Here is a 12,278-nt window from a genome sequence, read left to right as displayed (position 1 = left end):
AGTCTCCATTCTAAAGCTGGTTGCCTTCTACTAATAATTTACCCAGAGCCCTCCCCAGGTAATCAACCAGCGATTTCATGTCTTCTCCCTTATAGCTGCCCCTGTCGTCGTACTCACCAAGATAACCCGAGATTGCACATTGCAGCAGTTCCTGGTGATTTTCAGGAAGACTATTTTGCACTCTCTCTGCCGCATGGTGTTTCGGTATGATTTCACCTGTTTTCACAGTCACTATCATCCGGCACAGTGTGAGCAGCGTATTCCTTTCGTCACCTGCATAGCTTTCCATCAGTTCCGGCAACGTATCTCTGATTGCTTTCTTAACATCTGTATCCGGTATTTCAGGAATAAACTCCTCCGGCTTATCGCCATACAGTATGTAATGGTTATCCAGAAGCTGTTTTAAAACAATGACGAGATCGGGATTCTCCTCTTTTACCGGAACTTCTCCTGCCTCAAAATCCTGTCTGAGCCATTCACCGTACAGGACTTCCTGTTTGGGCGGATAATGCCATGGTGAGATATCGGATTCATCCACAATTGTAATTTCCATATACCTCTTATTTTCAGGATTACCAATTTCACCTGATATTTTCATGTACGCATCTATCAGCTGTCGCTTCTCGCAGGCTCTCAGCTCTCTTTTGCACATGATGAGTATATCTATGTCACTGTCTTTCTTTAATCCACCTGCTGCAGTCGAGCCGAACAGATACGCCGCTTTCATTGACTGGCCGATCACCCTTTTGGACACTTCAAGAACTTCATCAATCTGCCGTCTTGCCTTCTTATCATATCCATTCACTGTCAGTTCCCCTTCCCGTACAGCTTGTACATATCTTCGGTGAACCTGGAGATGTTTTCATCGTAATACGGATATGTGCAGCCGATTAGTTCTGCCACTTCACAGGAAGCCTCCCTGAACAGTTCATGGATGATGAACAAGCTTTCCCAGCACTGCCTTATTGACCCCATATTATAGGAGTCAAGCAGTTTATCCCACGTTGCTTCAGCCATATACCGGTCGATGAATTTATAATTTTTGCCGACACTCAGCGAAAATCCGTTCTCCACGCATGCTTTCCATGACAGCATGCGCAGCAGTTCGGGACGGAGTATCCCGTTCAGATGATCGATGGCATACAGTATTTCGCCACGGCACAATCCTTTGACCACATACGAAGTCACATGCCAGAACTCGTTGCAGCTGTCATCGAATTCGGCAGCGGTCGGTTTCCTTACATGGAATGCTTCATCCGTCGGGATGATTTCCTCAGTCATCCTGCCATCCTTGTCGATCAGCACTTCCGTGAGGCCGGCCTCTGCGAGATATTCCTCCAGATCTTCAAGCTCCATCAGTGTCAGATCGACCTTGCTGTAGTCATCCAGCATCATAAGATAGGAATACCCCTTTTCCTCAGCCGGAAACAACTCCATGGCCTCCGGTGTCTGCATCATGATTATTTCCCCGAACGCTTTCAGCCATGATTCATCCTGCAGAAAAGAAGCGATATCATCAGTAAAAAATGTAATATCATAATCCTGCCATTCATCTTTCTGGATATTTACATTGGTCCGTGAACCTTCAAGCATCAGCATCCTGACGCGCGCATCCTCGTTTACGATGGCTTTTATCAGAGCCATCATTTCCTCCTCTGTCCGCATCCCTGTCCCCTCTTCCAAAATTTTGTCATAGTTTCATGGTATCACGCCTGTACAGTTCATAAAGTCGTTATATTCACGGAGTCTTTTAAACCCAGGCGTTGATATAATGGAGGAAAAAGGAGGGATATGCATGAAAAGATATCTATGGGTACCACTTATCGGAGTGCTCGCAATCCTCGCCGGGTGTTCCGGCAATGCGGAAAGTGATGCAGGCAGCACCAAGGAATATGTTGCGGAACTCAGTGCAGGCAATATTGCAGAGTCCGCTTCCATCGACTCTGAATCACTGATGGTCACCGATGACAGCGGAGAGCAGATATATGACCTGCCAAACGGTGAATTCTTCGTTTCAATCGCACCGTTCATTACATACACCCATCCCTGCAGTATCCACAGCCTGACCGGCTGCCAAGGCGAACTGGTGAATGCAGATATGGATGTGAAGATCACCGATGATGAAGGCAATGTCCATGTCGACGAAACTGTCACTACACTCGATAACGGCTTCATGGATTTCTGGCTGCCGAGCGACAAAAATTATACGATAGACATTTCATATGATGGTAAGGGAGGCAGCTACGAGTTCTCCACTTTTGAAGGGGACAGCACATGCCTGACCGACCTGCAGCTGAAATGAGGATATTAAAAAAGCTCCGGAGTTGTTATCCGGAGCTTTTTCTGTCAGGCTGCCCGCCTTGCCTTCTGCTGACCGCCATGACAGCGGCAGCCAGCAATGCCAGGGCAGTTATCAGCAGTGTCGTATCAAGACTCATATACATACTGTCATTTTCTGCATAGATGCCAAAATACGGCCAGATGAATACAAGCGGGTACAGCCAGTCCTCAAAGCGCAGTGCCACTGTTATGCCGGCCAGGGCCGCAAAAACCAGCATGATGATTGTCCAGGGAAGCTCGTTCAGACCGATGAAAGTTTCAACATCATTATTCACTGCCAATGCAAAGATATTCACGAGAGCCGCTATCGTCACCCAGCCCATGTATACGGATAATGGCAGCCGGTCAAATCCGTAACGACCTGCACCCGTCAGAACTGCATACATTTTAACGAGTGTATATAACAATCCGGCGATAACGATGACCGATTGACTGTGCGGGGAGTGGATAAACCCTCTGTTGCCAGGGATTTCTTTTACCCGGGTACATCAGAAGATGAAATGGAGCACCGTAAGACAGAACATTGAAATGCCAAGACCGATGTGCAGCCTCCTGATCTTCAAGCTGGAATCGAACAACAGCCGGTACCAGCCGGACAGTACGAGAATAAGCAGGTTCAGAGCTGCAAGCATCCCGGTCAATATCTTCATGTTCGACAGATCGAAACTATAGAAACTGATCACAGACATACCGTGCAGCATGATGAGGATCAGGGCAGTCGTCCCTGTCCATCTGTGATAAGGGACAATGCGTTTCGACATCCGGGCAAGCTTCACTTTGACTGCCCTGCTTTCAACGTTGCGGATGGTTGAAAACACCGCGTTCCGTGTCCAGTTGAATATAAAGAACAGGAAGCCGGCGAATCCCAGTATTATATGAACATATGTCGTATGGGTCGAAAGCCCCGCCGTGACATTCCAGACTGCCCATAAGAGCAGCGCGGCATTAAACAGAAACCAGACACTCATGTGACGCCTCCAGCATTATATTCTTTGTGATATATTCCTTGTCATTCATTATTTTCCCTGAATCTCTTCGCATCTTTCAAGTAGCCGATGACTCCATCTTCAGCATACTCCAGCTCCCTCGTGATCGGCTTGAAACTCACATTCCCATTCACATCGATATGGTAGAGAACGACGTCATTTTCATTGAGGGTTTCCGCTTCGCTGCCGGGCATTTCTGAGATTTCTGCGTCTTCGATATACTGATTCAGCCAGTAATAGGTGAGCGTCTCTTCGAAGAGCATATGATGACGGAGTGATTCTTCGGGACGGAATTTGACGATCCGATCCATGGAGGAGATCGGCAGCATCTTGACATTCCTCAACCCGAATTCGGCGGACATTTCATTGAAGGCAAGGTTGTTCAAAACATAGGACCGGGTCATCAGGAGACACCTGTCATAACTGGTCAGATCAGTATAGATGCGGTCTTCTTCCGACAGAAGGTTCCCTCTGTATGTTTCAATACCGAACTCCTCCGCCCTGCTTGAGGTGAAATGCAGCAGGTCCGACATCATGACAGGTATGCCGTGGTCCTTCAATTTTTTTGCCAGCTGCAGTGAAAATTCATTTTCCCCGATGATGATCACCCCCGGCGGACTGGTGCTCGAGAGATTCATCGCCTGGCTGAGGGGCTTGAAACCGAAGCCGTAGACAACAACGGTGACGAAAACGAAGCCGAATGTTACAGGTGTGATCATTTCAGCCATCGGCACACCGGCATCGATGAAAAGACCCGCAAAGAATTGGGCGACTGTGAGGGCGACGATGCCGCGCGGTGCAATCATTCCGACGAATGATCTTTCCCTGAGGCCGATTTCCGTATTGATCGTGGACAGATGGATGGATAATGGACGCACGATTAGAATCATCACCAGACAGAATATGAACAGTTCCCAGTTGAGCACGTTGATCAGCACATCCCGTGTCAGGGAAGACGTGATCAGGATGAATACCGTGGAAACCAGGATCAGAGAGATTTCCTCGATGAATTCGTCAGACTGTTTGTAGATGAGATTCCGGTTTTTCATCCTCGCCATCGCCAGCCCGAAAATCGTCACTGACAGCAATCCGGATTCGTGGAGCACCGCCTCGTTGATGCTGAATATCAGCAGGATGAAAGCGAACTGTACAGGCGGCATCAGATGCTGCGGTATATACTCTTTCCTGATCAGCAGACGGAACAGATAAGATCCACCGAGGCCAAGCACTGCCGCCACAGTGAAGCCGATGAGGAATTCAAATATATAGGTGCCGCTGAAATTGTTACCCACGACCTGGAAGACATAGAATGAAAACAGTGCAAGCAGCGGTCCCACCGGGTCCAGTATGATTCCTTCCCATTTCAATATGGAATTTACAGAGTTTTTGATTTTTGCCTGCTTGAGCAAAGGTGTAATGACCGTAGGTCCCGTGACGATGAGCAAACCGGCCATTACCAGTGAAGCTGACAGCGGGAAGCCCAGTATATAGTACATTGACAGAGTGCCGAATATCCAGGCAAGGGCAGCACCGATTGTGATCACCCTTCTGACCGCCTTGGATACCCCTTTCAATTCACGGTAGTCCAGGTTGCTGCTGCCTTCGAACAGAATGACGGCAACAGCCAGGGAGACGATGGTGCTGAACAGATCGCTGCCCATCATCTGCTCCGGATTGGCAAACTGGAAAACCGGACCAATCAGAAGTCCGGCGATGGACATGACGACGATGGCGGGCCATCTGATCAGCCCCGCCAGCCACTGGCTGAATATGCCGAGACTTATGAATAAGACGATGACCAGCATTATTGGCAGATCCATATATACACCCCTCAGACATTTTATTAGTGCAATTATATCAGTAAACGAAGTACCGGTAATCCATGAACGTTCCGGATCTGTAAAATGACATTTATGTGAAATGAGCCGGTGGAATGTTTGCAATGACATAAAACGGATAGAGACATATGTATGCAAACAGCATTAAAATAGATTTGGAGGTCTTTTCAAATGGCTAAATATGTATTCCAATCCCCGGGAAAATATTTACAGGGACAAGGTGTCCTTGAAACACTGGGAGAAGAAACAGGAAAACTGGCCGGGAAACCATTGGTCATATCGGATGAAATGGTCTGGTCGATCACTGAGGAAAGAATTACCGAAAGCTTCAAAAATGCGGATATCGATTTCAAATACGAGGAATTCAAAGGTGAAGCTTCAGAAGCTGAAATCGACCGACTGACTGAAGTTGCCAAAAACAATGACGCCGACGTCGTCATCGGCGTCGGCGGCGGCAAGACGCTGGATACGTCCAAAGCGATTGCCGATGACCTCGGCTCACCGGTCATCATTGTACCGACCACTGCATCGACGGATGCGCCGAGCAGTTCCCTGTCGGTCATCTATTCGGATGAAGGGGCATTCACAGGCTACAGGTTCTATGACAAGAACCCGAACCTGATCGTCATCGATTCAGGCGTCGTCGTCAATGCGCCTGCCAAACTGTTCGCCTCCGGCATGAGTGACGCCATGGCTACCTTGGTCGAAGCGAGGGCGGCACAAAAAAGTAACGGCGACAACATGGTCGGCGGCCAGCCGACACTCGCATCCATGGCGATTGCGGAAAAATGTGAGGAAACAATCTTCAAACACGGGCATGCTGCGTATAAAGCCGCTTCAAACGGCATCGTGACACCGCAGGTGGATGCAGTCATCGAAGCAAACACACTGCTTTCCGGCCTCGGCTTTGAAAACGGCGGACTGGCTGCAGCCCACGCTATCCACAACGGTTTCACCTCACTCTCCGGTGACATCCACCATCTCTCCCACGGCGAGAAAGTGGCCTACGGCACACTCGTACAGCTCGTCCTTGAGAACAGTCCGGATGAAACGCTGGAAAGGTATATCGGATTTTATAAAAAAATCGGTATGCCGACGACACTCAAAGAGATGCATCTTGAAGACACAAGCTTCGAAGACCTTGTGAAAGTCGGCAAACTCGCAACAGATCCGGAAGACACATTCGCCAACCTGAGCGACAGAATCACACCGGAAGAGATTGCGAACGCCATACTTGCAGTAAGCGAAATCAGTGAAGCCAGCAAATAATACACGGATCAAAGATGAGGTTCCCGTCATTTTCCGGGAACCTCATCTTACTGTTACATAATATAGGCAAAGAATGAAATCACCAGTGCAAGCCAGAGCAGTACGGCAAGCACAAGGAAGAACACACTCCATTTGGACACACGGTTATTCTCCCGGTATTCTTTGCGTATCGTCGAAATGAGAGGGATTGAGAACAGTATCAGTACCACTGTACTCACTATTATCCTCAGGATCATAGTATCACCTGCCGACCTTTTTATAGAAAGACATGTAATTACAATACCCTGAATAGTGGTCTGCTATGCCTTCATTACGGTTGCATCCGGGATATTGATCTCCATATATCCTTTAGGATTGACCTTTCCCTGGATTCAAGTAAAATGTAACCAATGAACAGCTGCAATGCAGCATATCAATATAATCCAGGTGATTCTATGGACAGAAAAGTATTCAAATGGATATTGACTGGCGCTTCTGCCGCTATTATATTGGCCGCCGCCATATATTTCACCGCCGGCTATTTCAGGTCCCCCGCCCCCGGTGCCGGCAGTACATCAGAAGGAGACCACGATGACATCAAGGTGGCGGCGGTCGGTGACAGCACAACATACGGGCTGCTGATAAACAATAGATCAGAAAATGCATATCCGGCAAAGCTGGACTCCCTCTTGGGCGGGGGATACTGGGTCGGCAACTTTGGAGCGAACAACTATGCCGCCATGAAAAGCGCAGACTTTCCCTACGATGTGACCGAGGAGTACCAGAACAGCCTCGATTTCAACCCGGATATCACTGTGATCATGCTCGGCACCAATGACTCCAAAAGCACAAATTGGAACGGCCGCGAACAGTTCAGGGAAGAGTATTCAGAACTGGTGGATACCTATGCCGAACATAACCCGGATACAGAAATCTATCTGGCCACCCCGCCTGCGGCATTCAACGAAGCGGACAGACCCGGTGATATAAACAACGAAAATATTGATAAGATCACAGAAATCATCAAAGAGGTCTCAGCCGAAAAAGATGCAGGGCTCATCGACATCAACCAGCATACAGAGGAGAGGAGAGACTGGTTCCAGCTTGACGGCGTGCACCCCAATGCAGACGGTGCAGAAGGCATTGCCAGGGAAGTGGAAAAGAATATTACCGACTGATAACACTATCAGAATGGTGTTTCAATTCCATATTATATGTCAATTGCATACAATCCGGCCATGGGTATAATCAACGATATACAAAGTTTTCCAATAGAGTAGCCTACAGGTGGTGTAAAAGATGATTTTATATACTGAAGATTTTGGTCACGGAGAAGAAACGGTCATTTTCCTGCATTCAGGGTTACAGACCGGTCTTACAGATTTTGAAAAGCTCCTCCCCTATTTCGATGACAGGCACCGCATTCTACTTCCCGATCTGCGAGGTCATGGGAAATCCGTCTGTGACAGTCTCGAAAATTATTTCGAAAACGCTGCTGATGACCTGGCGGAAACCGTTAAACATTTAAAGATTAAAAACATGCATCTGGTCGGTGTCTCTGTCGGCGCTTTGGTTGCAGTTCATTTTGCATTGAAATATAAATCATCAGTTAAATCACTGACACTCTCGGGGCTCATGTTCAAAGAACCCCATAATTATATCGAACTCCATAAAAATGAAGTTGAGATGCAAAGCAAAGTATTGGAAAGCAAAGAAACAGCATCATATTTTGATAACATCCATCCTCCGGACTGGAGACAGTTCCTTGATATAACAAGGAATCAATCATGGTATCCATTCAGTAAAAACGCTGAGGTACTGGAAGAAAACCTCCCCGTCCATATAATCACAGGAAGTGAAAGCGATCATGAGCTCGAAACAATTGATGAATATGTAAATGAAAGGGCTGAGGTTTCAGTGATAGATAAGGGCGGGCATCTGCTCAACCATGATAATCCCGAAGCATTTTCCAAGTCGATAATGGAATACATACAGGGCATGGGTTAGACGTATTGAAAAAAAGCAGCCAATGGCTGCTTTTTTGTTCATGAACCTATTTCCTTCTCCACAATTCAAATGTATGCTCATACTTATTCTTCTCATCGACAATCCCTTTTTCGGTTTTCACCAGTTCAAATGCCTCGTAATTAAAGCTCTCGGGAAAGTATGTGTCCCCTTCAAATGAATCATGGATTATGGTGCGGTACAGTTCATCCACTTCCTCCTCAAAAATTTTGAAGAGTGCTGCCCCGCCGATGATGTACAGATCTTCATCATTCTTCTCTTCAAGTTCCAGCACTTCCTCTTTCGTATGGACCACGATTGCCCCTGGTGCCTCGTAATCTCTCTGTGCCGTCAAAATGATATTGCGACGGCCAGGCAGCGGCCGGTTCGGGATCGTCTCATAGGTTTTCCTGCCTGTCACCATATCCCCGCGCATTGTTACCCTTTTAAAGAAGGCGACGTCCGCCGGCAGGCGCCACGGCAGCCCGGCCCCTTTTCCAATCAATCTGTTTTCATCTTCCGCCCATACATAAGCAAGCATTCGATTCACTCCTTCGGTGTCCGTTCATAGTTGTCTTTACCCAATTCCCGGGACTGATAAAAAGAAAGTCCATCCGGCGTTGTCGGACAGACTCATGAAAGTCTCTTCATTTTTACAGTGACAACTTAACATCTTCAAATTCATCGTCATTCATTATCTTGATGGCACTCGGCGTAATTTTCAGTGCTTTCAGGTGCGGGTTTTCCTTGGAATCAAAAAATTCCTTATCCGCTTCTTCCCACAGCCAGTCGATCGTCTCCTGATCGTCTATCCTCTCAACCTCACCGTAAAATTCCACAAAAGCATGAGTCGGTGAGTCATGGAAACCGAGCAGCACATGCGCTTTCGGATTATCCTTCAGCTCATCATATTTCTGCGATGCATCATTGGTCTTCGCATACAATGTCAGACCGTCATTGTAGAACCACATGTAGCGCGCATTCGGCTCATTGTTATGTGCCGTGGATAAGACACCGATTTTCGATTCACTCAGTATTTCAGTGATGCGTTTTACAGCTTCAGAACGTTCCACGTGATCACCTGTCCCTTTTATCGATATACATATCAATACCACGGGATTGACAGGATGAACCATTAAAAGAGAATGAGGGATTCACGTCCGGATGAGATTCATATCTCTGAATGTAAGTTGACAGATTGTTTGAAAACAATAAGTGAAAAGTCCATATCATTATCAATTTTTGTTTTTCTTTTGAAACCTGCATACCTTCCAGTGCTGAGTTTTGTGCGATTTGCTTATTAATTTTTGAATCCATAGTTAATATCAAAACCGCCTCCTGACAGTAATGTTACACCCTGTTTTCATAGAGGTTTCACACGCAGAGTGACCCGGTTAAATTATATTCAGATATGCCTGTACATCCAACTGCTGACACAATCCAAGACATATTCTGCTTTGCTTTTTTCAGCATCCAGGCAATTGAAAATATGATCTGCATCTTTAATGATCTTCAAATCCCTCATTTCTGCCTTGCTGCATGCGTCTAATATTTCATGCACATGCCTATAAGGGACCAGTTCATCATCTGTCCCTGAAACTGCCAGAATGCACCCTTCATATTTTTTGAGTTCCTCCATTGGACTGGACGATTTGATGTCATCAAACCATTTTGCTGAGAGGATGAGATCCTCTCTCCATCCCATTGGAATCTCTGCATATCCGTTCTCTTCGAGCTCATCATGGTATCGTTCAAACCAGCCTCTGAAGACCCCTTCACCGTTATGGCATGCTCCGGACAGGCTCACTGCAGCTTTGATGGAGTCCGTATGCCCCCCAAGAAACTCCGCCATCACGCGGGCCCCCTGACTGAATCCCACAATGCCGATTCTGTCTGAATCGATGCTTTCATGGCCAACGAGATATTCATAGACTTTTTCAGTATCGGAAACTTCTCCGTAAAAAGTGAGATCTGTCTGATCCGCCTTGCTGTCGCCGCACCCGGCAAAATCGAAACGGATGGAGGCGATGCCGGCTTCAGCCATTTTATCCCCCAATTTTACGAATAAATCCCCGACTTCATTTTTCTGCGATGCAGTGCCATGACATAAGATCACTGCAGGAAAAACACCATAATTCGTATCCGGAATATTGATTACAGCCGGGATATCGTAAATTTCACTGCTTATATTTAAATTCGACTCCATAATAAGCCTCCTGTTATTTTGGATCTCTGATAGTACATTTGCCATTCACTTCGAAAAATTCTTTTTCGCAGGATTTTCTGGTTTCTTACGCTTCCCGGCCATTTCCATATTGTCATTGTATCCCCATATATATGTCAGTCCGAATGCCAGGAACAGTGTCACAGCGGTCACAAGTATTGCGTACCAGAAGTTTGCGGTAATGCCATGTTCCGGGTCGATGAATGATGGCAGACCGATGATCGATCCGATGATGCTCCACATGTTGACGCCGAGCAGGCCTGTAAGCAGCCCGCCCACTGCACTGGCGATGCTTGCACAGATGAACGGTCTGCGGAAGCGCAGGTTGATGCCGTAGATCGCCGGTTCTGTAATGCCGAAAAATGCCGAAAATGCACCGGCATAACCGAGTTCCTTGATATCCGCTTTTTTGGTTTTCACCGCGACCCCCAGCGCGGCACCGGCCTGCCCCACTATGGTCGCACTGACCATTGCTGACAGATAGCTGTAGCCCAGAGTCGCAAAGTCATTCACATAGACCGGGATGATGCCCCAGTGGAGGCCGAAGACGACCAGCAGCTGATAGAACGCATTGATGACCGCGCCGAAAACCGGAGCATTCAGGCTCAGCATGGCTTCCAGTCCGTTGGCGAGCAGCGATGAGAAGCCGACCAGCACAGGCCCGGTGACGATTAGTGTGACAGTCGACACGACTCCGATTACAGCGATGGGGATGAAAATCGCCTGGATATAGGCGGACACCCATCTTTTCAGCCAATTCTCCAGTACCTTTACCATCCAGGCAGCAAGTATCATCGGGAAAATGGAGTATGTATAGGCCATGAAGGGAAAGTCGAAACTGCTGAGCGTAAAGATGCTCGACTCGCTGTTCGCCGCTTCCAGTATGGTCGGATGGATGATGACACCACCGATGACGGCAGTCAGCAGCGGGTTTCCGTTCAGACGTTTCGCAGCATTGAAGCCGACCAGCACAGGCAGGAAGTAGAATACCGCATCCGCCATTGCATTGAGAATCAGATAGGCAGTACCGGAATCGGAAATGATATCCGCTGACGTCAGCACGGCAAGCAGACCTTTGATGATCCCAGCTGCGGCGAGAATGTTTATGATCGGCATGACCGAGCCGGTGATGACACCGATGAATTTATTGAAATTGTGACCCATTATCCCCCAGAAAGTTTTGTGTTCTGGTTTAGATGAAACTCCTTCATCATCCATAGGTTGATCCTCATTTTCAGGCAGCCGGGCCATGACCTCTCTGTAAATGTCATCCACGGCCGGACCCACGACCACCTGATACTGACCGCCCGCTTCCACCACACCCATGACGCCGTTGAGCGCTTTTATCTTTTCAGTCTCAGGCCCGGCATCATCCTTTAAGTAAAAACGCAGACGTGTCACACAATGGATTACATTGTCGATGTTCTCTTCCCCACCGAGCAGTTCGATGACCTCTTCCGCCAGAGACTGGTAATCTTTCTTCTTCTTGGACATGAAAATCCTCACCTGACTTCCTTAATTCTTAAAAATGACAAAGTGCATCCAAAAGGATGTGTACTTCTAAATTTCACATACTGTAGATGAATACCCTGAAAATCTGATTAAATGCAGCAATATATCCATGTTACATATAAAACA

General features: G+C 47.4%; 14 protein-coding genes. 4 read left to right on the top strand and 10 right to left on the bottom strand.

Going from position 1 to position 12,278, the window contains the following annotated elements:
• Positions 1–10 precede the first annotated feature (10 nt).
• Both WN59_RS12950 and ant(6) read right to left on the bottom strand, forming a co-directional pair.
• Entirely contained in the window at positions 11–805 is a 795-nt protein-coding gene (locus tag WN59_RS12950) for an aminoglycoside adenylyltransferase family protein (RefSeq protein ID WP_046580773.1), read from the bottom strand.
• Between the two features lie 2 nt (positions 806–807).
• Positions 808–1,665, bottom strand: a complete 858-nt coding sequence (gene ant(6) / locus WN59_RS12945) for an aminoglycoside 6-adenylyltransferase (RefSeq protein WP_046580772.1) — start codon at positions 1,663–1,665, stop codon at positions 808–810.
• A gap of 130 nt (positions 1,666–1,795) precedes the next feature.
• Between ant(6) and WN59_RS12940 the strand changes: the two genes are divergently transcribed.
• A complete protein-coding gene (locus WN59_RS12940; RefSeq protein ID WP_046580771.1) occupies positions 1,796–2,302 on the top strand; it encodes a CueP family metal-binding protein in 507 nt (168 codons plus the stop codon).
• Between the two features lie 25 nt (positions 2,303–2,327).
• On the opposite strand, the gene WN59_RS12935 is transcribed toward WN59_RS12940, so the two are convergent.
• The 3 genes from WN59_RS12935 to WN59_RS12925 all read right to left on the bottom strand — a co-directional run bounded on the left by WN59_RS12935 (position 2,328) and on the right by WN59_RS12925 (position 5,146).
• Entirely contained in the window at positions 2,328–2,726 is a 399-nt protein-coding gene (locus WN59_RS12935; protein ID WP_197073426.1) for a hypothetical protein, read from the bottom strand.
• A 102-nt stretch (positions 2,727–2,828) separates the two neighbouring features.
• Positions 2,829–3,308, bottom strand: a complete 480-nt coding sequence (locus WN59_RS12930; protein WP_046580769.1) for a hypothetical protein — start codon at positions 3,306–3,308, stop codon at positions 2,829–2,831.
• A 41-nt stretch (positions 3,309–3,349) separates the two neighbouring features.
• Complete coding sequence (locus tag WN59_RS12925; RefSeq protein WP_046580767.1) at positions 3,350–5,146, bottom strand: cation:proton antiporter; 1,797 nt, start codon at positions 5,144–5,146, stop codon at positions 3,350–3,352.
• Positions 5,147–5,335: 189 nt separating this feature from the next.
• Between WN59_RS12925 and WN59_RS12920 the strand changes: the two genes are divergently transcribed.
• Positions 5,336–6,433, top strand: coding sequence for a glycerol dehydrogenase (locus WN59_RS12920; protein ID WP_046580766.1), 1,098 nt, complete (start codon positions 5,336–5,338; stop codon positions 6,431–6,433).
• Positions 6,434–6,486: 53 nt separating this feature from the next.
• On the opposite strand, the gene WN59_RS12915 is transcribed toward WN59_RS12920, so the two are convergent.
• Positions 6,487–6,669, bottom strand: a complete 183-nt coding sequence (locus WN59_RS12915; RefSeq protein WP_046580764.1) for a hypothetical protein — start codon at positions 6,667–6,669, stop codon at positions 6,487–6,489.
• 198 nt (positions 6,670–6,867) lie between these two features.
• Here WN59_RS12915 and WN59_RS12910 point away from each other — a divergent pair, with 198 nt between their 5' ends.
• Both WN59_RS12910 and WN59_RS12905 read left to right on the top strand, forming a co-directional pair.
• Positions 6,868–7,590, top strand: a complete 723-nt coding sequence (locus WN59_RS12910; protein ID WP_046580763.1) for a GDSL-type esterase/lipase family protein — start codon at positions 6,868–6,870, stop codon at positions 7,588–7,590.
• Between the two features lie 121 nt (positions 7,591–7,711).
• Positions 7,712–8,419, top strand: a complete 708-nt coding sequence (locus WN59_RS12905; RefSeq protein WP_046580762.1) for an alpha/beta fold hydrolase — start codon at positions 7,712–7,714, stop codon at positions 8,417–8,419.
• Positions 8,420–8,465: 46 nt separating this feature from the next.
• Here the strand turns inward: WN59_RS12905 and WN59_RS12900 are convergent, their stop codons facing one another.
• From WN59_RS12900 to WN59_RS12880, 4 genes are all read right to left on the bottom strand, one after another.
• Positions 8,466–8,957: a dihydrofolate reductase gene (locus tag WN59_RS12900; RefSeq protein ID WP_046580761.1), complete on the bottom strand. Its 492-nt coding sequence runs from the start codon at positions 8,955–8,957 to the stop codon at positions 8,466–8,468.
• 112 nt (positions 8,958–9,069) lie between these two features.
• A complete protein-coding gene (locus tag WN59_RS12895; protein ID WP_046580756.1) occupies positions 9,070–9,489 on the bottom strand; it encodes a pyridoxamine 5'-phosphate oxidase family protein in 420 nt (139 codons plus the stop codon).
• Between the two features lie 332 nt (positions 9,490–9,821).
• Complete coding sequence (locus WN59_RS13360) at positions 9,822–10,622, bottom strand: alpha/beta hydrolase family protein (RefSeq protein ID WP_052747453.1); 801 nt, start codon at positions 10,620–10,622, stop codon at positions 9,822–9,824.
• 45 nt (positions 10,623–10,667) lie between these two features.
• Positions 10,668–12,134 (bottom strand): PTS transporter subunit EIIC, encoded by a 1,467-nt coding sequence (locus WN59_RS12880; RefSeq protein ID WP_052747450.1) that lies wholly within the window; start codon positions 12,132–12,134, stop codon positions 10,668–10,670.
• Positions 12,135–12,278: the final 144 nt, after the last annotated feature.

The sequence above is a fragment of the Salinicoccus sediminis genome (genome assembly GCF_000986795.1).
GTDB lineage: Bacteria > Bacillota > Bacilli > Staphylococcales > Salinicoccaceae > Salinicoccus > Salinicoccus sediminis.
The sequence above is the reverse complement of the archived record's forward strand: the minus strand, read 5'-3'. Positions and strand labels throughout refer to the sequence as shown.

Bases quoted from the DNA above. Each gene is read 5' to 3' on its own strand.
- WN59_RS12940 (WP_046580771.1), top strand. From the start codon at position 1,796: ATGAAAAGATATCTATGGGTACCACTTATCGGAGTGCTCGCAATCCTC.
- WN59_RS12935 (WP_197073426.1), bottom strand. From the start codon at position 2,726: ATGTATGCAGTTCTGACGGGTGCAGGTCGTTACGGATTTGACCGGCTG.
- WN59_RS12930 (WP_046580769.1), bottom strand. From the start codon at position 3,308: ATGAGTGTCTGGTTTCTGTTTAATGCCGCGCTGCTCTTATGGGCAGTC.
- WN59_RS12925 (WP_046580767.1), bottom strand. From the start codon at position 5,146: ATGGATCTGCCAATAATGCTGGTCATCGTCTTATTCATAAGTCTCGGC.
- WN59_RS12920 (WP_046580766.1), top strand. From the start codon at position 5,336: ATGGCTAAATATGTATTCCAATCCCCGGGAAAATATTTACAGGGACAA.
- WN59_RS12915 (WP_046580764.1), bottom strand. From the start codon at position 6,669: ATGATCCTGAGGATAATAGTGAGTACAGTGGTACTGATACTGTTCTCA.
- WN59_RS12910 (WP_046580763.1), top strand. From the start codon at position 6,868: ATGGACAGAAAAGTATTCAAATGGATATTGACTGGCGCTTCTGCCGCT.
- WN59_RS12905 (WP_046580762.1), top strand. From the start codon at position 7,712: ATGATTTTATATACTGAAGATTTTGGTCACGGAGAAGAAACGGTCATT.
- WN59_RS12900 (WP_046580761.1), bottom strand. From the start codon at position 8,957: ATGCTTGCTTATGTATGGGCGGAAGATGAAAACAGATTGATTGGAAAA.
- WN59_RS13360 (WP_052747453.1), bottom strand. From the start codon at position 10,622: ATGGAGTCGAATTTAAATATAAGCAGTGAAATTTACGATATCCCGGCT.
- WN59_RS12880 (WP_052747450.1), bottom strand. From the start codon at position 12,134: ATGTCCAAGAAGAAGAAAGATTACCAGTCTCTGGCGGAAGAGGTCATC.